This window comes from Bradyrhizobium icense (assembly GCF_001693385.1).
In the GTDB taxonomy this organism is placed as follows: domain Bacteria; phylum Pseudomonadota; class Alphaproteobacteria; order Rhizobiales; family Xanthobacteraceae; genus Bradyrhizobium; species Bradyrhizobium icense.
This window is the reverse complement of record NZ_CP016428.1, coordinates 2242643-2263994: the sequence shown is the minus strand read 5'-3', so window position 1 is coordinate 2263994 and position 21352 is coordinate 2242643. Positions and strand designations below refer to the sequence as shown.

The following is a 21352-nucleotide window of genomic DNA, read 5'->3' as shown; positions in this document are numbered from 1 at the left end:
CCTTCGACTGAATGACCTGTGTTAGGCAGCTGAGTGCGTTTCAGCTTTAGTAGAACACGCCAACCGATCTGCCAAGCGCGCTCGGCCGGACCCTCGCGACCGACGGCCAGCTTCGCAAGCTGCTCGTCTAAAACATCCCAACGCTCTTTACCGATTCGGGCTAGGCGCATCGGAAAATCCAAATCCAACGTTTGTACGTGTCGCCGCTAACTCAGGCGATATGCCAGTCACTGGAGACGCTGCCGGGACCGGAAACCCAATGAGCACCTCCGATCTGCCCATCATCCCAAATCGACACCGCCCCGTTATCATTGTTCCAGAGAATATCCGACTGCCCGTTTCCATCGAAATCGCCGACGCCGGCAATGTGCCAGCTGCTCGGAACGACGCCCGCGTTGACGATCAAGTGAGCACTTGCGATTTGCCCATTATCCCAAATCGACACTGCACCATTATCATTCTGCCAGAGAATATCCGATCGCCCGTTTCCATCGAAATCGCCGACGCCGGCAATGTGCCAGCTGCTCGGAACGACGCCCGCGTTGACGATCCAATGAGCATTCGCGATCTGCCCGTTGTCCCAGATGGACGCGGCACCGTTGTCGTTCTGCCAGAGGATATCTGATTGACCATTGCCGTCAAAATCGCCAACGCCGACGATTTCCCAGCTCGATGGCACGACCCCAGCGGCGGCAACCGTGTGCGCGCCGGCGAGCTGTCCATCGTCCCAAATGGACACCGTACCGTTGTTGTCCTGCCAGAGAATGTCGTCACTGCCGTTTCCGTCGAAGTCGCCGGTGCCCGCGACCGTCAAACTGCTTGGGACGCTGCCCGCAGCAGCAATCGTATGGGCGCCACTTGCTTGGCCATTATCCCAGATGAACATTGAGCCATTGTCGTCGCGCCACAAGATATCGCCCTGACCGTTTCCATCGAAATCGCCGCTGCCTACGATATGCGAGCTGGCTGGGACTACACCAGGATTGGAAATCCAGTGCGCTCCACCGATCTGACCGCTATCCCAAATTGACACCGCGCCATTGTCATTCTGCCAAAGGATGTCGAACTTGCCGTCACCATTGAAATCGATCTGGGGAACGTCTGCGAAGGCGCGCCACACTCCGATCAAGTCAGCGATGGTTAAGGTGATGTTACCCGCAATATCGATCGCAAAATCGGCGATCATGTCTCCGTTGGTGTCGCCCTGAAGCGTGGTGATCCCGAGCGAGTTGTTGTAGAAGTAGTTGAGCTGCCCGGCCGAGCCGTTGAAGCCTGCGGTCGCGATGAAGCTGAAGAGGTCAAATCCGCCCGTGCTGCTGATCGCAGCGATCCCGCTGAGGTCGATATAGTCAACACCGGTAGTGAAATCTGTGATGCGGTCATGCTGTCCGCTCGCAGCCGAGCTTTCGGCAAACGCAAACACGAACGTGTCGCCGCCGGCACCACCGACCAAAGTGTCGACCCCGGACCCTCCGATCAGCCTGTCATTGCCAGCTCCACCGATCAACGTATCATTGCCGCCGCCGCCCGCTAGCGTGCAGCCCGTGTCGCTTGCCGTCAGCCTATCGTTGCCGCTGCCGCCGATGGCTTTCTCGATGACTGCGCTGAGCGCGATCCCGATATTGTTGACGAGACCGCCGACCGAGGAATACGCCCCAGCACGCAGATCGATAGTTTGCGCGTTGGAATAGCCGGAGCAATCGAGCGTGTCGTTGCCGCCGCTGTCGTAGATCGTCAGCGCCGGTGCCGAGGTGTAGTTGCCGAAGTTGAATACCGCTCCCGCATTGCTGTTGAAGCCGTAGACGGTATCGCCGGTTCTGGTCGATGTCGCCGCCCCGTAGATCAAAGCTATGGCGTAGATGTCGGCCATCTGCGGCGTGACCACGTAGCGGTACGAGCTCCCGGAATAGTTGTGCTCGCCGAAATACGACATGATCGAGTATTGCCAGGTGTCGTTGGCATAGATCGCATTGGTCGAATACGACGCGCTGCCGTTGTACGGTCCCTGGTGACCGAGGCCGAGCGCATGGCCGATTTCGTGAAGGTAGGTCTGGTAAGCGTAGCTATCGATGCCGGTCTTGCCATCGTTGGCGCCGCCGTCGGTGGTGACCCAGTCGGTGCTGATGTTGACGATTGCAGATGAGATCCAGCCCCCGGGCCAGCTACCACTGCTATAGGCCTGCATCGTGCCATTGTGGGTGAACGTGATGTTCGCGGAGCCGGAGGTCTGGACGAAGCTGATGTTGGCAACGTCGGACCATGCCTGCAGCGCCGACAGCGCCAGGAACTTCTCAGCCGAGTTCAGTCCCTCAATGTTGAAGGTAATGGTGTTGGAAGCAAAGCGATGGGCGATGTTACTGTTGTATTGCCAAAAACCATTGACCAGGTAGTCGGCGAGCGTCGCGATCGACGCGACCGGCTTCGCCGCATATGCCTCGCCGCTGGACACACTGGCGGCCTCTAGCGCCAGCGGGAAAGGATCGCCGTCATCGCCAAACTCTTCGTGCGTCCCGTCAGGCGGAAGCGCGCCGTCGCCCATCCCGGACGCGAACCGCTGGAAGGCCCAGATCTCATCGGAAAGCAGATCGTTCTTCTTCATCGATCAGGCCTGTCAGCAGGTCGTTCGGTTGCAGGGAATCGCAAAAACCCACGCTAGAATCGCCTTGATTAACGGTTGTTTACCAGCGGGCTTTGTCACGCGCCTCCTTTACGGTGCATTACGACAAAAAAGCAGAATCCACAGCGCCACTCCGTAGTCTTGCGGGGCCGTGCCGGGCAGACGGCTTCCGATCCGAAATGTTGCCTCGCCCTGCCCCGGCGACTGCCCTCGCTGGGCGGTGAACAAGCAGTTGGAAATCAGCGCCAGATTTGTTTAAGTCAGGTCGGGCTGCTCCTCCCACCGCGAAAATCCAAAAACAAAGGTTTCTCAATGCCTTTCCCACGCGCTTCGCAGGCCCTTTCCCGCTTCACCGTGCTCGATCTGACCCGCGTTCGCTCCGGGCCGACCTGTGTGCGGCAACTGGCGGACTGGGGCGCCAACGTCATCAAGATCGACGCGCTGCTGGAAGATGGCGGCGGCGAGCAGCCGGGTGGTCCGCGCCATGGCTCTGATTTTCAGAATTTGCACCGCAACAAGCGGGCCATGACGCTGAACCTGAAGGACCCGAAGGGCCTCGAAGTATTCAAGCGGCTCGCCGCCAAGGCCGACGTGGTGGTCGAAAATTTCCGGCCCGACGTGAAGGCAAAACTCGGCGTCGACTATGAGAGCCTGCGCCAGATCAACCCGCGCATCGTCTATGGCAGCATTTCCGGCTTCGGCCAGGACGGCCCCTATCACAAGCGGCCGGGCTTCGATCAGATCGCGCAAGGCATGGGCGGGCTGATGTCGGTCACCGGCGCGCCGGGCCAGGGTCCGATGCGGGTCGGCATCCCCGTCGCCGACCTCACCGCCGGGCTGTTTTGCGCCCTCGGTATCCTCACGGCACTGCTGGAACGAGACGTTTCCGGCGAGGGTCAGTGGGTGCAGACCTCGCTGTTGCAGGCGCAGATCTTCATGCTGGATTTCCAGGCCTCGCGCTGGCTGATGGATAAGGAAGTAGCCAAGCAGGCCGGCAACAACCATCCGACCTCGATCCCGACCGGCGTCTTCAAGACCTCCGACGGCTATATCAACATCGCGACCACGGGCGGGCGGATCTGGGAACGCTGCGCGCAAGCGATCGGCGCGCCCGAACTGATCACCAACCCCGATTACGCCACCGCGCCCGCCCGCTCGAAGAACCGCGATGCGCTGAATGAAGCGATCGGCAAGCTCACCGAGAAGAAATCGACGGAAACCTGGGTCAAGGAATTGAACGAGGCCGGCGTGCCCTGCGGCCCGATCTACTCGATCGACCAGATGTTCGAGGACGCGCAGGTCAAGCACCTCGGTATCGCCCAACACGTGCCGAACGACGAGAACCGCCACATCCAGCTCGTCGGCCAGCCGGTGACGCTGTCGCGCACGCCAAGCCGGATGGCCGCACGACCGCCGGAATTCGGCGAGCAGACCGAGGAAGTGCTCACCGAGTTCGGCTTCGGCAAGGACGAGATAGCCGATTTGAGGCAGCGCAAGGTGGTGTGAGCCGACTGAAGCGTAGGCCCAACGGCTGACATGCAGCCGCGATCGGCTACACTGCCTTGTCATCATCCCGTGAAAGGCATTCCATGCGCATCATGATCCTCAATGGCCCGAACCTGAACATGCTCGGCATCCGCGAGCCGCATATCTACGGCTCGACCACGCTCGACGCCATCAAGGCTTCCTGCGAGGAGTTCGCCGCTTTCGCCGGCGCGGAGCTCGCGTTTCACCAGTCGAACCATGAGGGCGTGCTGGTTGATCTCATCCAGTCCGCGCGGACCTCGGCGGACGCCCTCATCATCAATCCGGCCGCCTACTCCTTCACCTCGATTGCGATGTTCGACGCCATGAAGATCTTCGAAGGGCCGATCTACGAGGTGCACATCTCCAACATCCATGCCCGCGACGAGTTGCACCGCCACTCCAAGCTTTCGGCCGCCGTCAAAGGCGTGATCGCGGGCCTCGGCCCCTATGGCTACATCGTCGCCATGCAGGCCGCGCTGCAGGGCGCCGGTCAGTTGCCGCCGTCGCTACCGGCGGCCGTCCGCGTTGGCCCGAAATGACGGATGGAGACTGACATGCAGGGAGCCGGCTATCTCGCGATCTGGAGCGATCTTGCGCCACAGGACGAAACCGACTGGGCGCACTGGATCACGCGCGAACACGCCGCCGAGCGCGTCGGCATCAATGGCTTCCTGGCGTGCCGCATTTTTCGCGCGCTGGGCGTCTCGGTGAACCGCTACTTCATCCTCTACGAGCTCGAGGACGAGCGCGTCGTCGGCGGTCCGGACTATCTGGCGCGGCTGAACGCGCCGACGCCATGGTCGCAACGCATCATGCCCCGGCTCGGCAATTTCGCGCGCGGCGGCGGCCGCGTCGCAGCGTCAGCCGGCACCGGCCAGGCCGGCATCCTCGCGCCCCTCCGCCTCGACACCGCGCCTTCCTGGGACATAGCCACACTTGTCGCCGAGCTCGCCCGCCTCGACCGCATCATCGCCGCGCGCGTCCTGCTCACGGACATCGCGCAGACCTCGATCAAGACCCGCGAAAAGGGCATGCGAAGCAACGACGGCTCCTTCGCCGCCTTGCTGCTGATCGAGGGACTGGATGAAGCCGCCGTCCGCGACGCCCTTCATCATTCGCGCAAGACGATTGCCGCCGCGGACCACGGCGCCATCGACAGCCTGCCGCTCTACCGGCTCGTATTCAGCCTGCCGAAGCGACTGCTGCCGGGCTAGGAGAGTCGACGGTCAGCAAAATTGCGAAACAACCCCATGCAAAGTAGAAATGGGGCCCGCTCCATCCGAAAACACCAGATCTAGACTAGCGCAAACGCTTCGAGTTTGTCGCAGACAATGACGGTGAAACGCTACGCCTTCGCCGGCCGCAACATGCGCGTAACGCTGCCGAACGCCTTGTCGATGACGGGCCAGAACAGCAACACGATCGCAAGCGTCGTGATCGAACCGACCAGGCCGTTCGACCAGAACACCTTCAAATCGCCGCCGGCGCCGATCATCGACAGGCGGAACGCATCCTCGGCGCGGTTGCCGAGCACCAGCGCCAGCGTGAATGGCGCGAGCGGAATGCCGATCTTCTTGAAGACGTAACCGACGACGCCGAAGCCCAGCATCAGCCAGATGTCGAAGATCGCGTTCTGGATCGCGAAGGCACCGATCGCGCAGGACACCACGATCATGGGTGCGACTGCGGCGAACGGCACGCGCAGGATGGAGGCGAAGATCGGCACCGTCGTCAGCACCAGCACGAGGCCGACGACGTTGCCAAGATACATCGACGCGATCAGCCCCCAGACGAAGTCCTTGTGCTCGACGAATAGCAGCGGCCCGGGATTGAGCCCCCACACCATCAGCCCGCCGAGCAGGATCGCCGCGGTGCCGGAGCCCGGGATGCCGAGCGCGAGCATCGGCAACAGCGCCGCGGTACCGGAGGCGTGCGCAGCGGTCTCCGGCGCGAACACACCCTCGATGCGACCCTTGCCAAAACTGTCCTGATCCTTGGAAAAACGCTTGGCGAGATTGTAGCCCATGAAGGACGCGGCGATCGCGCCGCCCGGGGTAATGCCGAGCCAGCAACCGATGAAGGAAGAGCGAAACAGCGTCACCCAGTATTTCGGCAGGTCCTTCCACACCGACAGCACGACGCGCAAGGAGATGCCGGCGGCGTGGCCGCGCAGCGCAAGGCGTTCCTCCATCGTGAGCAGGATTTCGCTGATGCCGAACAGGCCGATCACCGCGACCAGGAAGTTGACGCCGCGCAGCAGCTCCGCCGAATCGAAGGTCATGCGCAACTGGCCGGAAACGGTGTCCATGCCGATGCCCGCGAGCAGGAGACCGAGCGACATCGAAATGACGGTCTTGTGCTTGGCCTCACGACCGAGCCCGACAAAGGAGCAGAAGGTGAGCAGATAGACCGCGAAGAATTCGGGTGGCCCGAATCTCAGCGCGAACGACGAGATCATCGGCGCCAGGAACGTGATCAGCATCACCGCGACCAGCGAGCCGATGAACGACGAAGTGAAGGCCGCCGTCAGCGCTTCCGCCGCTCTACCCTGCTGCGCCATCGGGTAACCGTCGAAGGTGGTTGCGACCGACCATGCTTCGCCGGGGATATTGAAGAGGATCGAAGTGATGGCGCCGCCGAACAGCGCACCCCAGTAGATGCAGGACAGCATCACGATCGCCGAGGTCGGGTCCATCGTGAACGTCAGCGGCAGCAGGATCGCAACCCCGTTCGGGCCGCCGAGGCCGGGCAGCACGCCGACAAAGATGCCGAGCACCAGCCCGGTCATCATCAGGAGCAGCGTCTTCCAGGTCAGCAGCACGGCGAAGCCGTGCATCAAGAGGCCCAAAGCTTCCATTTACGGGGCTTCCATGGTGTGTGTCCCACCGACCGGTTAGCGGCCGAGCGCCGCTTCGAGCGGGCCCTTTGGCATGATGACGTTGAAGGCGACATCGAAGGTAACGAACATCGCAGCGGTGAACACGAGGGCGGTGAGCAGCGACTTCCACAATGCGATCTTGCCGACCAGACGCATGAAGCAGGAGATCAAAAGGAAGCTTGCGACATAGAGTCCGAGAAATTGCGTGGCGAGGCAGAACAGAACCGTCGGCACGAACACTGCCATCACGCGGCGAAGCTGCGCTTGCGTCGCGAAGGATTCGGAGGCTTCCCGGCGCGACAGGAACGCCGCAACCAGGCCGTAGAGGCTGGCGCCACCGAGGATGATCGAGAGGTAGAACGGAAAATAGCCGGGCTGCGGACCGGTGGATTCCCAGCCGGCCCCCGTTCGCCAGTTGTCAAAACCGAGCGTCAGCGCCAGCGCAAGCAGCAGGAGCGAGACGACCACGTCGACCACCCGAACGCTCGCCATTTGAGGCGAGTCCGCCTCCGGCGCGGTCGGATCCTCGACGACGATTTCGATGTCGGTCTTGGACATGGAGACGGTGACCCCCGGTACGACAGTCCTAAACGGGGATACGTGCCGACATCGCCGGCGTCAATGTCCAGCACCGCGCTCCGGGAATGCGCTCGCAAGCGCAGCACGCTCGGGCCGCAGCAGGCCGCGTTCAGTGATCAAGCCCGTCACCAGCCGCGCCGGCGTGACATCGAAGGCGTAGTTCGCCACCGGCGAACCGTCGGGAACCACGCGCACGGTCTCGACGCGCCCATCGGCGGTACGGCCGGTCATGGTCGCCACCTCCTCGGTGCTGCGCTGTTCGATCGGAATCTGCCGGATGCCGTCGTCGATGCTGAAGTCGATGGTGGGCGACGGCAGTGCAACATAGAACGGCACGCCATTGTCATGGGCAGCGAGCGCCTTCAGATAGGTGCCGATCTTGTTGCAAACGTCGCCATTGGCGGCCACCCGGTCGGTGCCGACGATCGCAAGATCGACCATGCGGTGCTGCATCAGATGACCGCCGGTGTTGTCGGAGATCACCGTGTGCGGCACGCCGTGGTGCCCGAGTTCCCAGGCCGTCAGCGAAGCGCCCTGGTTGCGCGGCCGGGTCTCGTCGACCCAGACATGGACCTTCAGGCCGCTATCATGGGCAAGGTAGATCGGCGCCGTGGCCGTGCCCCAGTCCACCGTCGCGAGCCAGCCGGCATTGCAATGAGTCAGGATATTGATCGGCTCGCCCGGCTGCTTCGTTGCCGCGATCTGTTCGATCAAGGCCAGACCATGCCGGCCGATCCCCTGGTTGATTGCGACATCCTCCTCGGCGATTTCGCTGGCGCGCTGGTAGGCTGCCGCGACGCGTTCCGACGCCGGCAGCGGCCGAAGCAAGCGCGCCATCTCGTCGAGCGCCCATTTCAGGTTGATTGCCGTCGGCCGTGCCGCCAGCAGCATGGCATAGGCGCGATCGAGCGCCGCATCGGAAGCGTCAGTGCGCATGGCGAGCGCCATGCCGTAAGCCGCGGTCGCGCCGATCAGCGGCGCGCCCCGCACCAGCATGGAGTGGATCGCCTCGGTCGCATCCGCGGCGCTTGCGATACGCGCCACCACGAATTCATGCGGCAGCCGGCGCTGGTCGATCGCGCCGACCGTCCAGCCGTCGTCCTCGAGCCAGATACTGCGGAAATGCCGGCCGTCGACCTTCATGAGTTCAACACCCTTCCCGCCACCGCATCGAGCCTGGCGAGCAATTTTGCATCACGCGCTTCCGGTGCCGTGATCAGGGCAGTGTCGAGCGCCTTGTCCGAACCGATCGGACAGGGCTCATGCTCGCGCGGGAAGTCCCGGGCGAGACGCGCAACCAGCGCCTTGGCCTTGCCGGCATTCGAGTTCAGCACGCGAATGATATCCTGCACGGTGACCGCTTCGTGGTGAGGATGCCAGCAATCGTAATCAGTGACCATCGCCACGCTGGCGTAGCAGATCTCGGCCTCACGGGCGAGTTTTGCCTCGGGCATGTTGGTCATGCCGATCACCGAATGACCCTGCGCCTTATACATCAGACTCTCCGCGAGGCTGGAGAACTGCGGCCCCTCCATGCAGACATAGGTGCCGCCCCGCACCGCCGCGATCCCCTCGGCCTCGGCGGCTGCCGCCAGATGCACGTGCAGCCGCGGCGAAACCGGATGGGCCATCGAGACATGGGCGACGCAGCCCTTGCCGAAGAACGAGCTCTCGCGGCGGTAGGTGCGGTCGACGAACTGATCAACCAGCACAAACGTGCCGGGCGGCAGTTCCTCCTTGTACGAGCCGCAGGCCGACAGCGAAACCAAGTCGGTAACCCCCGCCCGCTTCAGGACGTCGATATTGGCGCGGTAGTTGATGTCGGACGGCGAGAGCGCATGTCCCTTGCCATGCCGGGGCAGGAACGCGACGGGCAGCCCTGCGATGATGCCGCGCATCAGCGGCGCGGAGGGCTCGCCCCAGGGGCTCTCGATGGTTTCCTCGCGGACGTCCTCCAGCCCCGGCAGGTCGTAGATGCCGGATCCGCCGATGATGCCAAGCACGGCACGCGTCATGACTTCTCCCACTTACGATTTCACGGAAGATGTTCGACTATACTGCGCCGCAATAATCAAGCATTGTCGCATGGTTGCAAGAGGCCTCAAAATGCCGACCAGGAACGACCGGGGAAAACGTCAATCCATCATCGATGCCTGCCTGCGCATGAATGCGCTCGGCATCAACCAGGGGACGTCGGGCAATATCAGCCTGCGCCATGGCGATGGCATGCTGATCACCCCGACCAGCACGCCCTACGAGGCGATGAAGCCCGAGCAGATCGTCTATATGCACCTCGACGGCAACCACGATCCCGCTCAGCGCCCTTCGAGCGAGTGGCGCTTTCACCGCGACATCCTCAAGGCCCGCCCGGAGGTGCAAGCGATCGTCCACGCCCATCCGCCCTACTCGACCATGCTGGCGATCATGGGCATGGAGATTCCGCCGGTGCACTACATGGTGGCCGTTGCCGGTGGCGACACCATCCGCTGCGCGCCGTATGCGACCTTTGGCACCCAGGAGCTCTCGGAGCACGCGGTGCGCGCGCTGGAGGGACGGCTGGCCTGCCTGCTCGAACATCACGGCATGATCGCGATGGGCGTATCGCTGGCAAAGGCGATGTGGCTTGCGGTCGAGGTCGAGACGCTGGCGCGGCAATATCACGGCTGCCTGCAGATCGGCACGCCGCCGCTACTGTCCAAGGAGGAAATCGAGAAAGTCCGCCTCCGCATGGCCGGATACGGCCACGCGGAGGAGTAACAGGTAGGTTACTTCGCGACGAAGCCCGCTTCCTTCATGAGCGAGGCATTCAGCTTGTCGTCCTCCTCGAGGAATTTCAGCATATCCTTGCCGGTGAGGAAGATCGGCTTCAACGCCTGCTTCTCCATATATTCCTTATACTCCGGCGTCTGCGTCACCTTCTGGAACAGGTCGACATAGAACGCCTGCTGTTCGGGCGTCACCTTACCGGGCAGGAACATCGCGCGCAGCATCAAGTACTGCACGTCGAGCCCTTCCTCCTTGCAGGTCGGAACGTCGTTCCAGGACTGCGTCTCCGTCACCTTGGTCTTGTAGGAAATGCGCTCCTTGTCGAACACGCACAGCGCACGGACCTGACCGGCGCGCCAGACTTCGAGGTTTTCGGAAGGGTTATTGACATTGGCATCGGTATGCTTGCCGACCAGTTGCGTCGCAGCCTCGCCGCCGGACTTGTACGGCAGATAGGAGAATTTCGCGCCGGTCCTCTGCTCCATGAATACGGTGAGCACGTGATCCTCGCGCTTGGAGCCGGTGCCGCCCATCTTGAACGGCGAGCTCGCCGCCTTGGCGGCCGCAATGAAGTCCTTCACCGTCTTCGGACCCTCAGCATTGTCCCACAGCACGAACTGATCGAGGGCGACCACCGACACCGGCGTCAGGTCGCGCCAGTTGAACGGAATCTTCGCCGACAGCGGCAGCATGTAGATCAGCGAATAGGCGATCAGCACCTTGTTGGCGTCGCCGTCGTTGGACTTCATGTACATCAGCGCCTCGGCGCCGGACGCCCCGCCCTTGAGCGACACAACCATCGGCTGCTTCATCAGATTGTTCTTCTGGATGGCCGCTTGCATCATCCGCGCCATCTGGTCGGAGGCACCACCGGCACCGGCCGCGACCACGATTTCCACCGGCTTGGTCGGCTCCCAAGCGGCAAACGCAGGGGTGGTTGCGATCATAGCCGTCAAGGCGGCCGCAGCTTTGAGGATCTGTCCCACGAGTTTCTTCCCCATGTATTTGCAAGATCTGGAAAATCAGATCTGTCTGGTTGCCACATCTTGCGAGCGAACCGATCAGAGTTCAAGCTGCACCGCAATGTGCCGCCCAGACGTTCGCATCATGACCTTGGCATCAGGTGCAAATCCTTCCAGCAAGGGGACGTGCGGCTACGAACAGCCGAATTCAATCTCGCCGCTTTTCCGTTGTGCGGCGGCGAGCGAGCCCGTTTAATGCACGCTACAAGAAGCATCAGGAGGAGAGGCTGAATGAGACGGATTTTGATGACCGCCCTCATGGGTACCGCGCTGACACTCGCGGGGTGCGGGCGGGATCCAGGACCGAAAGGGGACACCGGCCCACAAGGACCGGCCGGGCCGCAGGGCGTTCAGGGCTTGCAAGGCGTGCCCGGCCCTCAGGGGCAACAGGGTCCCCAAGGGCCACAGGGACCGCAGGGTGTGCCCGGCCCGAAAGGCGATCCCGGACCGGCTGGCACTTCCATCAGATCGGTTCAGGCCAGCGGCGAGGTCGGCTGCGATGCAAATGAAAACCTGGTCTCGGTGTTCTGTCCGTCCGGCGGTGCTCCCGATGGCGCCAAGTGCGGCACCGGTCCGGCCGTTGGTCTTTGTCTCAAGAAGTAGCCGCCCTGCTGCGCTACGATCCGACGAATGATGGTCGGCGAAAAAAACATGAAAGCGTTCGCGATTGGTTTTCTCCTGGCTTGTGTTGCCACCGCCGCGGACGCCGGTTCCTCAATAATTGGCGCGGGCTCTCAAACCTGCACGGCCTGGACCAACCGCAAGAAGAATGCGGTCGTCAAAGGAAGCTTTGAATCCTGGCTGGTCGGATTTATCAGCGGCCTGAATGTCAGCGGCGAGCGGGACATCGTGGGCGGCGGAGACTTCGACGCGATCATCGCGTGGATGGATCACCGTTGCCTCACCACGCCCTCAGACAGAATAGGTATCGCGGCGCTCGACCTCGGTATGGAATTGGCAAAAAAGGCCGCCAAACCATAGTGGGCGGTTCTGAACGCTTGGGTAACCTATTTGCCCTTCCAGTTCGGCGAGCGCTTGTTGAGGAACGCGTCCATTCCCTCGCGGAAATCCTCGCTCATATAGGCGCGCAGAATCAGGTCCTCGCCCTCGTCGCGCGTCAATGTCCGCCGGATGCGGCGCACCGCTTCCTTGGTGACTTCCAGCGTAATCGGCGCATGGCTGGCAACGAGTTTCGCGGTCTCGTCGGCGCGGCGCTGCAGCGTTGCGACATCGGGAACCACTTCATTGAGCAGCCCGAGCGCCAGCGCTTCCGGCGCCTCGACCAGCCGCGCCTTGAAGATCAGGTCTTTGGTCCGTGCCGGGCCGACCAGCGAAACCAGCCTGGAAATATTGGACATCGACAGGCAGTTGCCGAGCGTACGCGCGATCGGAAAGCCCATCCGCGTTGTTTCGGTACCGATCCGGATATCGCAGCACGCCGCAATGCCGGCGCCACCGCCGGTGCAAGCGCCGGCAATCGCCGCAATGGTCGGCACGCGGCACGCCTCCAGCGCACCGAGCACGCGGTCGATCCGCGCCTCATAATCGAGCGCGTCCTGTGCGGTCTTGAACGCGCGGAACTGCGAAATGTCGGTGCCCGATGCGAACGCCTTGTCGCCCGCGCCGGTCAGGATCATCGCCTTGATCGAGCGATCGTTGTTGATGGTCTCGCAGATCGCCGCCATCTGCTCGTACATGGCAAAGGTCAGCGCGTTGCGCGCCTGCGGACGGTTGAACGTCAGCCGGGCGATGCCGTCCTCGACGGAATAGATCAGGTCTTCGGTCGAAGCTACCGGAGCGTTCATCGCAGCTCTCTCTATTGTTGTTTCGGTCAAGCAGGCTCAGGCGACGGCCGCCTTCGGCATCGCCACGACATCGCGTCCCTTGAGCACTTCCATCGCCGCCAGCACGCCACCGCCGCGATGCGGCACCTTGGCGAGATCGAGACCCATCTCGACGCCCGACAGCGTGCCCATCATCATGAGATCGTTGAAATGTCCGATATGCCCGATCCGGAACACCTTGCCCTTGATCTTGTTCAGGCCGGTGCCGAGCGACATGTCGAAGTTTTCCAGCACGACCTTGCGGAAGTTGTCGGCGTCATGCCCCTCGGGCATGACGACGCCGGTCAGCGCGGGCGAATGCGCGCCCTGCTCCTGGCATTGGGTTTCGAGTCCCCACACCCTGATCGCCGCACGCGTCGCGGCGCTGTGGCGCTTGTGGCGGGCGAAGACATTCTCAAGGCCCTCTTCCTCGAGCATCTTGACCGCTTCGCGCAGCCCGAACAGCAGGTTCGTTGCCGGCGTGTAGGGCCAGGTGCCCGCCTTGTTGATCGCGATGACTTCCTGCCAGTCCCAATAAGAGCGCATCGCGGGATTGGCCTTCGCCACCGCGAGCGCCTTTTCCGAGATGGCGTTGAAGCCGAGACCCGGCGGCAGCATCAGCCCCTTTTGCGATCCGGCGACCGACACGTCGATGCCCCAGGCGTCGTGCTCATATTCCAGCGAGCCCAGGCCAGAGATGGTGTCGACCATCAGCAGTGCGGGATGGTTGACGCGGTCGAGAATCTTGCGGACGTCCTGCGGATGGGTGACGCAGCCGGTCGAAGTCTCGTTATGGACCACGCACACGGCCTTGATCTTGTGCGCCTTGTCGGCCAACAGCCGCGCCTCGATCTGCTCAAGCTCCGCGCCGTGGCGCCAGTCACCGGGAATGAAATCCACGTCGAGCTTGAACTTGTCGGCTATGCCGTGCCACAGCACGGCAAATTGCCCGGTCTCCGCCATCAGCACCTTGTCGCCTGGCTGCAGCGTATTGACGAGTGCCGCCTCCCATGCGCCCGTGCCGGACGACGGATAGATGATCACCGGCTGTTTGGTGCGGAACACCCGCTGCATGGCCGCCAGCACGGCATGACCAACCTCGGCGAACTCGGGACCCCGGTGGTCCATGGTCGGCATGTCCATGGCACGCAGCACCCGGTCCGGCACGTTGGTCGGTCCCGGAATCTGCAGAAAATGCCTTCCAGTATGCACGGTCATGGGCGTCCTTCCCGGTATTGCCTTGGCGTTTCGAGCCGCTCGAATATCACCATTTGGCGGGCTTGTCGCCCGCCGGACGCAGCACGTCAATGCGCAAAGAGCAGGGCTGGAGCGGCGTCGCCGGCCGGCGCGAGCTGCCGGCTAGCTGCCGACGACCTTGAGATGCGCCGGGGAATTGCCTTGGGGACGCTGCTCCAGATACTTCATCGCGGCATCGACACCGCCGGCGCGGTACGGAATGCCGGCGACTGACAATCCCATCTCCACGCCCGTCAGCGCAGCGAGCAAGGTCAGCTCATTGCATTCGCCGAGGTGACCGATGCGAAACACCTTGCCGGCCACCTTCGACAGTCCGGAGCCGAGCGACATGTTGAAGTTGTCGAGCACCACCTTGCGGAACTGGTCCGCGTCATGCCCCGGCGGCATCAGCACGGCGGTGAGCACCGGGGAAAAATCCTTCGGCTCCTGGCAGAGCACCTCCAGTCCCCAGTGATTGACGGCGGCGCGCGTAGCAGCGGCGAGCCGCTGATGGCGCGCGAAGACCTTGTCGAGCCCCTCCTCAAGCAACATCGCAATGGCCTCGCGCAGGCCATAGAGCAGGTTGGTCGCCGGGGTATAGGGAAAGAAGCCATTCACATTCGGCTTCAGCATTTCCTCCCAATCCCAATACGACCGCGGCATTTTGTTGGTCTTGGCTGCAGCGCGGGCCTTGTCCGAGATTGCGTTGAAGCCCAAACCGGGCGGCAACATGAACCCTTTCTGCGAGCAACTGACGCTGACGTCGACCTTCCATTCGTCGTGCCGGTATTCGACCGATCCCAGCGAGGAGATGGTGTCGACCATCAGCAAAGCCGGATGACCGACCCGGTCCATCGCGGCGCGGATTTCGCCGATCCGGCTGGTCGCACCGGTCGACGTTTCGTTGTGGACGACCATCACGGCCTTGAGCGCATGCGATGTGTCGCGCGCCAGCCTTTCTTCGATGACCGCCGGGTCTGCGCCACGGCGCCAGTCGCCGGGCAAGAAGTCGACCTCAATTCCCCAGCGTCCCGCCATCTGGCGCCACAGGGTCGCGAAATGGCCTGTCTCCACCATCAGAACCTTGTCGCCGGGCGACAGCGTGTTGACGATGGCGGCTTCCCAGGCCCCTGTCCCCGACGACGGGAAGATCACCACCGGGCCCGAAGTCTGGAAAATCTTCTGGCTACCGTCGAGCACGGCCCGCCCGAGTTCGGCGAACTGGGCGCTGCGGTGATCGATCACAGGCATGTCCATCGCGCGAAGAACGCGATCCGGAACCGGACTCGGCCCCGGGATTTGAAGAAAATGCCGTCCTTGCTGCATGAAAACCTCCCGCTAGGCCCCATCTCTTGATAATGCCAACCTCATTTTGCATTCATTTTTTATCTTTTCAATGCTAATTTGGAATTCGATTTTGAACGTCGACGCTGCAGTTTTGGCAAACTACCGTTATGCAAATGAAATCCATGATTCCCGAAGGTGGGGCGCCGATCGCCCAATCCGCGTCCGGCAACGGCACCGACCGGCAGGAAGCGTCACTGCACGGGGAAATTTTGCTGCGCCTTCGCGACTATGTCGTTGAGGGCAACATTCCGGAAGGGGCGCGGGTTCCGGAGCGGCAGCTTTGTGAAATGCTTGGCATTTCAAGAACACCGCTGCGCGAGGCGCTGAAAGTTCTGGCCGCAGAGGGCCTGATCGAGCTCCTGCCCAACCGCGGCGCGCGGATACGTCAACTCAGCCAGCGCGACCTGGAGGAACTTTTCGACGTGATGGCCGGCCTGGAAAGCCTGGCCGGGCGCCTTGCCTGCGAGGCCATCACGGACGAGGAAATCGCAGAAATCGAGCGGCTGCACTACAAGATGTACGGCCACTACCTGCACCGCGACATGCACGGCTATTTTCAGATCAACCAGCGCATCCACGAGAGCATCGTCGCCGCTGCGCGCAACGAGACCCTGCGCACGGCCTATGCCAACTTCGCCGGCCGGATTCGCCGTGTCCGCTACTCCGCCAACTTTGCCCGCAAGCGGCAGCGCTGGGCGGAGGCCATGCGCGAGCACGAAGCGATCCTGGATGCGCTGCGTCGCCGCGCTGGAAGCGAGTTGAGCGACATCCTGTTCCAGCATTTGCGCAACAAGCGGACCGCCGCTATCGAGCACTTGGCTGAAGCACGGGACGCCACCGCGGCCACGGCTGCGGAGGGCTAGCCTTGCCGATTATGAATTCATAAGCTAGTTCATCCGACGAAAAGTGCATAATCATATCGAAGGGTCGGGACAGCCCTCTTGGATCACTTTGGATTTGGGATGAAAAACGCCTCAACGCTCGAGCGGCGCCTGCGGTCGAACATGACGGGCGACGTCCTGTTCGACGCCTTCAACCGCGGCCGCTACGCGACTGACGCCTCCTTCTATCAAATCCTGCCGCTCGGCGTGGTGGTGCCCCGGACCATGGACGAGGCGTTGCGGGCGCTTGCCATCGCAAGGGATGAGGGCCGGATCGTCACGCCGCGCGGGGGCGGCACGTCGCAATGCGGCCAGACGGTCAACAACGGGATTGTTGTCGATTTTTCCAAACACCTGAACCGCATCCTGTCGCTCGATGTCGAAAACCGCATTTGCGTGGTCGAGCCCGGCATCGTACTCGATGATCTCAACCGCCAGCTCAAAAAGCACGGGCTCTGGTTTCCGGTCGACGTCTCCACTGCCTCGCGCGCCACCATCGGCGGTATGGCCGGCAACAATTCCTGCGGCGGCCGTTCGCTGCGTTACGGCACCATGCGCGACAACACACTGTCGATGGATGCGGCGCTGGCCGACGGCACGCTTTTGCATTTCGGCGAGGTGCCGCGGGATCTGGCGCGGGTGAATTCGCCCCAGAGCGGGCTTGCGCTGTTCCGCGACATGCTCGATCTCGGCGAGCGCGAGGCTACCGAGATATCCGCGCGGTTTCCAAAGGTGCAGCGCCGCGTCGGCGGCTACAATCTCGATGCGCTGGTGCCGCGCAATGCGCCCAACAACATGGCGCATCTGCTGGTCGGCTCCGAGGGCACGCTGGCCTTCACCACGCAGGTCGAGCTCAAGCTGTGGCCTGTGATCCGCAACAAGGTGCTCGGCGTCTGCCATTTCGGCAGCTTCTATGAGGCGATGGATGCAGCTCAGCATCTGGTGAAGCTGCGGCCGATCGCGGTGGAGTTGGTTGATCGCACCATGATTGCGCTCGGCCGCGAGATCGCGATGTTCCAGCCGATCATCGCCACGGCCGTGCGCGGCGATCCCGATGCGGTGCTGGTCGTCGAATTCGCCGAGGAAGATCAGGCCGAGAATTTGCATCGGCTGAAGCAACTCGGCGAACTGATGGCCGATCTTGGTTTCGGCTGGGACAGGCCGCAGCGCAAATGGGGCGGCGTGGTCGAGATCACCGAACCAGGCTTGCAGACCGGCATCGCCGATTTCCGCGCCGCCGGCCTCAACGTGATGATGTCGATGAAGCAGGAGGGCAAACCGGTCTCCTTCGTCGAGGATTGCGCCGTGCCACTACCGCACCTCGCCGACTACACCGAGCGGCTCAATGCCATCTTCGCCAAGCATGGCACGCGGGGCACTATGTATGCGCACGCGTCTGAAGGCTGCCTGCATGTGCGGCCCGTCCTCAATTTGAAGCTTGAGAAGGACGTCAAGGCAATGCGCGCCATCGCCGAAGAGACGTTCGAGATGGTGCGCGAGTACAAGGGCTCGCACTCCGGCGAGCATGGCGACGGGCTGGTTCGCTCCGAATTCCATGAGGCGATGTTCGGCTCGCGCATCGTTGCCGATTTCAGGGAAGTGAAGCGGTGTTTCGATCCGGAAAACATGCTCAATCCCGGCAAGATCGTCGATCCGCCGAAGATGGACGACCGCTCGCTGTTTCGCTATCGGCCGGACTATCGCGTCAATGAGCTGAAGACCGTGCTCGACTGGTCGGCCTATCCCGGCGCCGGCGGCGGCTTTCAGGGCGCGGTCGAGATGTGCAACAACAACGGCGCCTGCCGAAAGCTCGAAGGCGGCGTGATGTGCCCGTCCTATCGCGCGACACGCAACGAGAAGGACGTCACACGCGGCCGCGCCAACACGCTGCGGCTGGCGATCTCGGGGCAGTTGGGTCCCGACGCGCTGGCTTCAGATGAAATGATGGAGACGCTGAAACTCTGCGTCTCCTGCAAGGCCTGCCGGCATGAGTGTCCGACCGGCGTCGATATGGCCAAGATGAAGATCGAGGTGCTGGCCGCACGCGCGGCCAAACACGGCCTCTCCCTGCGCGACCGGCTGGTCGGTTATCTGCCGCGTTATGCGGATCTCGCCTCCCGCTTTGCTCCGCTCGCCAACTGGCGCAACAGCAGTCCGCTGTTGCGTGCCCTGTTCGAGAAATTTGCGGGGATCAGCGCGAAGCGCGCCCTACCCGCGTTCCGTCGCGACGTATTCAGGCCAGAAGCCGAAACCTTCGGTCCGGCAGATGGGCGCGAGGTCGTGCTGTTCGCCGACACATTTAATCGCGCCTACGAGCGGGAGAATCTCGATGCCGCGCTGCGCGTTCTGGTCGAAGCCGGATACCGTGTCCACTTGCCGAGGCCGACGGATCACACTCGGCCGCTGTGCTGCGGACGGACCTTCCTTTCGGCGGGCTTGGTCGATCAGGCGCGTAACGAATTGAACCGGCTGGTCGCCAGCTACGCGCCATTCGCCGCGCGGGGTGTGCCAATTGTGGGGCTGGAGCCGAGCTGTCTCCTGACGCTGCGCGACGAATTGCTCTCGCTACGCTCGGACGATGACGCCAAGAGCATCAGCACGCACGCATTGCTGTTCGAGGAATTCCTTGTTCGCGAGGGGGAGGCCGGCCGCCTCAAGCTGCCACTTGGCGCCATGCCAGCGAAAGCGCTGGTTCACGGCCACTGCCACCAAAAATCGTTCGGCGCGTTCAAGCCGGTCGAGAAGGTGCTGCGCCTCGTTCCCGATCTCAGCGTCGAAATCATCGAGTCGAGCTGCTGCGGCATGGCCGGTGCCTTCGGTTACGGCGCCGACACTTATCAAGCGTCGATGGAAATGGCCGAACTTTCCCTGCTACCGGCGGTGCGCCGCGCCGATATCGCCACGCTCATCGTTGCCGACGGCACTTCATGCCGCCATCAGATCAAGGATGGCACAGGCCGTGCACCGCTTCACGTCGCCCGTGTGCTTGCGATGAGCCTCGACAGCACGCAATCCAACCGCTAATCCCGCCTAATCGCAAAGGAATTCATTTATGGCTGAGCTCACCCTCGACGTCGCCCGCAAGATTCTCGATGCCGCCTTAGCAAAAGGCGTCGAGAAGAAACTGAAGCCGCTGGTCATCACCATTCTGGACGCCCGCGGCTGCGTGAAGGTCACGGCCGCCCAGGACGGCACCAGCCTGATGCGGGCCGAGATCGCGCACGGCAAGGCCTATGGCGCACTGGCGATGGGCATGGGATCGCGGGCGTTGTTCCAGCGGGCCCAGGAGCAGGCCTACTTTGTCAGCGCGGTGAACGCGCTGGCCCAGGGGCGATTGGTGCCGGTGCCCGGCGGCGTGCTGATTATGGACGGCACGACGTTGCTGGGCGCAGTCGGCGTCAGCGGCGACACGTCGGACAATGACGAGATTTGCGCCGTCGCCGGCATCGAGGCCGTCGGACTGAAGGCGAATGCGGGGTAAACAAACGGCAACGTCGCCGGCCGAACGTAGACTAGCAGCCTCGCGCATTGTTGGCAGAGCCGTGGGCCACCATAGCCGGACAGCAACGCTCCGGGCGGTTGCGGTGTCAATCCCGAGCGCGATGCAGCGCTTCGTTTGGAAGGGATAGTCAATAGTCTAGGCTAGATAAAACTCAGACCGAAGAACACGTCTGTGACTTGCTTTGAGAAGTTGGCTAGGACTTCGGACTCTTGAGCCTTACCCCTTCGCCTTTTTGGTCTGCATCGAGGAATTCTATGCCCGCCTTGATGAGCGCTTTTTGAATCGCCTGCAAAGTGCTGATCCGAGAATCCACCATGCCGTTTTCGAGTCTCGCGACGGCATTTAGCGACACGATTGCCCTGTCCGCAAGTTGCTGTTGAGACCAGCCCAGCAACGCCCTGGCGGCCCGGATTTGTCGAGAGGTGATCATGCTGATCACCTTCGATGGCCCTAGAAGAAATGCCACTATAAGGGTATAAATACACCCTATAAGGGTGTTATAATCTCTTTCGTGAAAGAGTCTGTCTGTGGATAGCTCGGGATGCGGCGGTGCCCTCTCCCCACCGTTTCTGCGCGCATACGCAGTGCAAAGAGGAGGCTGCTCAGCAATGAAATCCGCTTCGTTCCGATCGCCTACCACCGAAGCTAACGTTTCCCAGACCAAATTCCCGACCGCCTCAGACGTCACTAGCGACCGCGAATGTGGGGCCGGTGCTCAACGCTCCACTGCAAGCCCTCTCGATTGCCCTGCAGAGGCAACGGATGATGCAGCTCTGCTGGCGTTGGGCAAACAATTCGAGGAGATCGCAGCGGAAATCCAAAAATTGTACAATTCGGCGTCGAGTCACGGTCATCTCGAGCAAATCGAGGCAACGCTCGGCCGCTTGCACCCTGTCGAAACGGCGATTATGGCGATGCCAGCGCGTACTGTCGCAGGCCTTGGCGTGAAAGCTCGCCATGCAGCCTATGTCATGTCCGAATACTGGAATGGACCGATCGACCGGATCGACTGGGACGCGCGAGCAGTGCGGCTTCTGATAGAGGCGGTATGCGAAAGCGCAGGCACGCCGTTGCCGCTGCATGGGGCTCCTGATGCCGAGCGGTAGTGGCACCGCTACCTTGTCTTGACGTGTTCACGGATTCACACGAAGGCAGCGGGCGTAACTCCCCTTGC

Annotated in this window: 20 protein-coding genes; 10 read left to right on the top strand and 10 right to left on the bottom strand. The window is 62.4% G+C overall.

Features of this window, described 5'->3' with window-relative positions:
• Positions 1 to 211: 211 nt before the first annotated feature.
• The gene (locus tag LMTR13_RS10655) at positions 212 to 2599 is read right to left on the bottom strand and encodes a M10 family metallopeptidase C-terminal domain-containing protein (RefSeq protein WP_065727833.1); all 2388 of its coding nucleotides are present in this window, start codon (positions 2597 to 2599) and stop codon (positions 212 to 214) included.
• A gap of 330 nt (positions 2600 to 2929) precedes the next feature.
• Here LMTR13_RS10655 and LMTR13_RS10650 point away from each other — a divergent pair, with 330 nt between their 5' ends.
• The 3 genes from LMTR13_RS10650 (at position 2930) to LMTR13_RS10640 (ending at position 5358) form a co-directional block, all read left to right on the top strand.
• Positions 2930 to 4123, top strand: a complete 1194-nt coding sequence (locus tag LMTR13_RS10650; RefSeq protein ID WP_065727832.1) for a CaiB/BaiF CoA transferase family protein — start codon at positions 2930 to 2932, stop codon at positions 4121 to 4123.
• An 83-nt stretch (positions 4124 to 4206) separates the two neighbouring features.
• Complete coding sequence (locus tag LMTR13_RS10645; RefSeq protein WP_065727831.1) at positions 4207 to 4683, top strand: type II 3-dehydroquinate dehydratase; 477 nt, start codon at positions 4207 to 4209, stop codon at positions 4681 to 4683.
• Between the two features lie 15 nt (positions 4684 to 4698).
• Positions 4699 to 5358 (top strand): hypothetical protein, encoded by a 660-nt coding sequence (locus LMTR13_RS10640; protein ID WP_065732590.1) that lies wholly within the window; start codon positions 4699 to 4701, stop codon positions 5356 to 5358.
• A gap of 131 nt (positions 5359 to 5489) precedes the next feature.
• On the opposite strand, the gene LMTR13_RS10635 is transcribed toward LMTR13_RS10640, so the two are convergent.
• Genes LMTR13_RS10635 through LMTR13_RS10620 form a run of 4 tightly spaced genes read right to left on the bottom strand, consistent with a single transcriptional unit; the run spans position 5490 to position 9616 of the window.
• Positions 5490 to 7001, bottom strand: a complete 1512-nt coding sequence (locus LMTR13_RS10635; RefSeq protein ID WP_065727830.1) for a tripartite tricarboxylate transporter permease — start codon at positions 6999 to 7001, stop codon at positions 5490 to 5492.
• A 36-nt stretch (positions 7002 to 7037) separates the two neighbouring features.
• Positions 7038 to 7580, bottom strand: a complete 543-nt coding sequence (locus LMTR13_RS10630) for a tripartite tricarboxylate transporter TctB family protein (RefSeq protein ID WP_065727829.1) — start codon at positions 7578 to 7580, stop codon at positions 7038 to 7040.
• A 60-nt stretch (positions 7581 to 7640) separates the two neighbouring features.
• Positions 7641 to 8744 carry an S-methyl-5-thioribose-1-phosphate isomerase gene (gene mtnA / locus LMTR13_RS10625; protein WP_065727828.1) on the bottom strand — a complete coding sequence of 368 codons (1104 nt, stop codon included), beginning with the start codon at positions 8742 to 8744 and terminating at the stop codon, positions 7641 to 7643.
• Positions 8741 to 9616 carry an S-methyl-5'-thioadenosine phosphorylase gene (locus tag LMTR13_RS10620; RefSeq protein WP_065727827.1) on the bottom strand — a complete coding sequence of 292 codons (876 nt, stop codon included), beginning with the start codon at positions 9614 to 9616 and terminating at the stop codon, positions 8741 to 8743. Before LMTR13_RS10620 ends, mtnA begins: the two co-directional genes overlap by 4 nt.
• Positions 9617 to 9707: 91 nt before the next feature.
• Here LMTR13_RS10620 and LMTR13_RS10615 point away from each other — a divergent pair, with 91 nt between their 5' ends.
• On the top strand, positions 9708 to 10358 hold the full coding sequence (locus tag LMTR13_RS10615; RefSeq protein ID WP_065727826.1) for a class II aldolase/adducin family protein: 651 nt from the start codon (positions 9708 to 9710) through the stop codon (positions 10356 to 10358).
• 8 nt (positions 10359 to 10366) lie between these two features.
• On the opposite strand, the gene LMTR13_RS10610 is transcribed toward LMTR13_RS10615, so the two are convergent.
• Positions 10367 to 11314, bottom strand: coding sequence for a Bug family tripartite tricarboxylate transporter substrate binding protein (locus tag LMTR13_RS10610; RefSeq protein WP_418219790.1), 948 nt, complete (start codon positions 11312 to 11314; stop codon positions 10367 to 10369).
• A 306-nt stretch (positions 11315 to 11620) separates the two neighbouring features.
• Here LMTR13_RS10610 and LMTR13_RS41625 point away from each other — a divergent pair, with 306 nt between their 5' ends.
• Together LMTR13_RS41625 and LMTR13_RS10605 are read left to right on the top strand one after the other, a co-directional pair.
• The gene (locus tag LMTR13_RS41625) at positions 11621 to 11992 is read left to right on the top strand and encodes a hypothetical protein (protein WP_083218974.1); all 372 of its coding nucleotides are present in this window, start codon (positions 11621 to 11623) and stop codon (positions 11990 to 11992) included.
• A 27-nt stretch (positions 11993 to 12019) separates the two neighbouring features.
• Positions 12020 to 12370 (top strand): hypothetical protein, encoded by a 351-nt coding sequence (locus LMTR13_RS10605; RefSeq protein WP_236843345.1) that lies wholly within the window; start codon positions 12020 to 12022, stop codon positions 12368 to 12370.
• A gap of 26 nt (positions 12371 to 12396) precedes the next feature.
• Here the strand turns inward: LMTR13_RS10605 and LMTR13_RS10600 are convergent, their stop codons facing one another.
• From LMTR13_RS10600 to LMTR13_RS10590, 3 genes are all read right to left on the bottom strand, one after another.
• A complete protein-coding gene (locus tag LMTR13_RS10600) occupies positions 12397 to 13194 on the bottom strand; it encodes an enoyl-CoA hydratase/isomerase family protein (protein WP_057844561.1) in 798 nt (265 codons plus the stop codon).
• A gap of 36 nt (positions 13195 to 13230) precedes the next feature.
• The gene (locus LMTR13_RS10595) at positions 13231 to 14430 is read right to left on the bottom strand and encodes a pyridoxal-phosphate-dependent aminotransferase family protein (protein WP_065727824.1); all 1200 of its coding nucleotides are present in this window, start codon (positions 14428 to 14430) and stop codon (positions 13231 to 13233) included.
• Positions 14431 to 14571: 141 nt separating this feature from the next.
• Positions 14572 to 15774: a pyridoxal-phosphate-dependent aminotransferase family protein gene (locus LMTR13_RS10590; protein ID WP_065727823.1), complete on the bottom strand. Its 1203-nt coding sequence runs from the start codon at positions 15772 to 15774 to the stop codon at positions 14572 to 14574.
• 134 nt (positions 15775 to 15908) lie between these two features.
• Between LMTR13_RS10590 and LMTR13_RS10585 the strand changes: the two genes are divergently transcribed.
• The 3 genes from LMTR13_RS10585 (at position 15909) to LMTR13_RS10575 (ending at position 20157) form a co-directional block, all read left to right on the top strand.
• Positions 15909 to 16658 (top strand): GntR family transcriptional regulator, encoded by a 750-nt coding sequence (locus tag LMTR13_RS10585; protein WP_065727822.1) that lies wholly within the window; start codon positions 15909 to 15911, stop codon positions 16656 to 16658.
• Between the two features lie 99 nt (positions 16659 to 16757).
• Complete coding sequence (locus LMTR13_RS10580) at positions 16758 to 19700, top strand: FAD-binding and (Fe-S)-binding domain-containing protein (RefSeq protein WP_065727821.1); 2943 nt, start codon at positions 16758 to 16760, stop codon at positions 19698 to 19700.
• 28 nt (positions 19701 to 19728) lie between these two features.
• Entirely contained in the window at positions 19729 to 20157 is a 429-nt protein-coding gene (locus LMTR13_RS10575; protein WP_065727820.1) for a GlcG/HbpS family heme-binding protein, read from the top strand.
• Between the two features lie 214 nt (positions 20158 to 20371).
• Here the strand turns inward: LMTR13_RS10575 and LMTR13_RS10570 are convergent, their stop codons facing one another.
• Entirely contained in the window at positions 20372 to 20608 is a 237-nt protein-coding gene (locus tag LMTR13_RS10570) for a helix-turn-helix domain-containing protein (protein ID WP_065727819.1), read from the bottom strand.
• A gap of 178 nt (positions 20609 to 20786) precedes the next feature.
• Between LMTR13_RS10570 and LMTR13_RS10565 the strand changes: the two genes are divergently transcribed.
• A complete protein-coding gene (locus LMTR13_RS10565) occupies positions 20787 to 21284 on the top strand; it encodes a hypothetical protein (RefSeq protein WP_236843344.1) in 498 nt (165 codons plus the stop codon).
• Positions 21285 to 21352: the final 68 nt, after the last annotated feature.

Bases quoted from the DNA above. Each gene is read 5' to 3' on its own strand.
- LMTR13_RS10620 (WP_065727827.1), bottom strand. From the start codon at position 9,616: ATGACGCGTGCCGTGCTTGGCATCATCGGCGGATCCGGCATCTACGAC.
- LMTR13_RS41625 (WP_083218974.1), top strand. From the start codon at position 11,621: ATGAGACGGATTTTGATGACCGCCCTCATGGGTACCGCGCTGACACTC.
- LMTR13_RS10565 (WP_236843344.1), top strand. From the start codon at position 20,787: ATGAAATCCGCTTCGTTCCGATCGCCTACCACCGAAGCTAACGTTTCC.
- LMTR13_RS10580 (WP_065727821.1), top strand. From the start codon at position 16,758: ATGAAAAACGCCTCAACGCTCGAGCGGCGCCTGCGGTCGAACATGACG.
- LMTR13_RS10595 (WP_065727824.1), bottom strand. From the start codon at position 14,430: ATGACCGTGCATACTGGAAGGCATTTTCTGCAGATTCCGGGACCGACC.
- LMTR13_RS10605 (WP_236843345.1), top strand. From the start codon at position 12,020: ATGATGGTCGGCGAAAAAAACATGAAAGCGTTCGCGATTGGTTTTCTC.
- LMTR13_RS10630 (WP_065727829.1), bottom strand. From the start codon at position 7,580: ATGTCCAAGACCGACATCGAAATCGTCGTCGAGGATCCGACCGCGCCG.
- LMTR13_RS10655 (WP_065727833.1), bottom strand. From the start codon at position 2,599: ATGAAGAAGAACGATCTGCTTTCCGATGAGATCTGGGCCTTCCAGCGG.
- LMTR13_RS10650 (WP_065727832.1), top strand. From the start codon at position 2,930: ATGCCTTTCCCACGCGCTTCGCAGGCCCTTTCCCGCTTCACCGTGCTC.
- LMTR13_RS10610 (WP_418219790.1), bottom strand. From the start codon at position 11,314: ATGATCGCAACCACCCCTGCGTTTGCCGCTTGGGAGCCGACCAAGCCG.
- LMTR13_RS10645 (WP_065727831.1), top strand. From the start codon at position 4,207: ATGCGCATCATGATCCTCAATGGCCCGAACCTGAACATGCTCGGCATC.
- mtnA (WP_065727828.1), bottom strand. From the start codon at position 8,744: ATGAAGGTCGACGGCCGGCATTTCCGCAGTATCTGGCTCGAGGACGAC.
- LMTR13_RS10575 (WP_065727820.1), top strand. From the start codon at position 19,729: ATGGCTGAGCTCACCCTCGACGTCGCCCGCAAGATTCTCGATGCCGCC.
- LMTR13_RS10570 (WP_065727819.1), bottom strand. From the start codon at position 20,608: ATGATCACCTCTCGACAAATCCGGGCCGCCAGGGCGTTGCTGGGCTGG.
- LMTR13_RS10635 (WP_065727830.1), bottom strand. From the start codon at position 7,001: ATGGAAGCTTTGGGCCTCTTGATGCACGGCTTCGCCGTGCTGCTGACC.
- LMTR13_RS10640 (WP_065732590.1), top strand. From the start codon at position 4,699: ATGCAGGGAGCCGGCTATCTCGCGATCTGGAGCGATCTTGCGCCACAG.
- LMTR13_RS10585 (WP_065727822.1), top strand. From the start codon at position 15,909: ATGAAATCCATGATTCCCGAAGGTGGGGCGCCGATCGCCCAATCCGCG.
- LMTR13_RS10590 (WP_065727823.1), bottom strand. From the start codon at position 15,774: ATGCAGCAAGGACGGCATTTTCTTCAAATCCCGGGGCCGAGTCCGGTT.
- LMTR13_RS10615 (WP_065727826.1), top strand. From the start codon at position 9,708: ATGCCGACCAGGAACGACCGGGGAAAACGTCAATCCATCATCGATGCC.
- LMTR13_RS10600 (WP_057844561.1), bottom strand. From the start codon at position 13,194: ATGAACGCTCCGGTAGCTTCGACCGAAGACCTGATCTATTCCGTCGAG.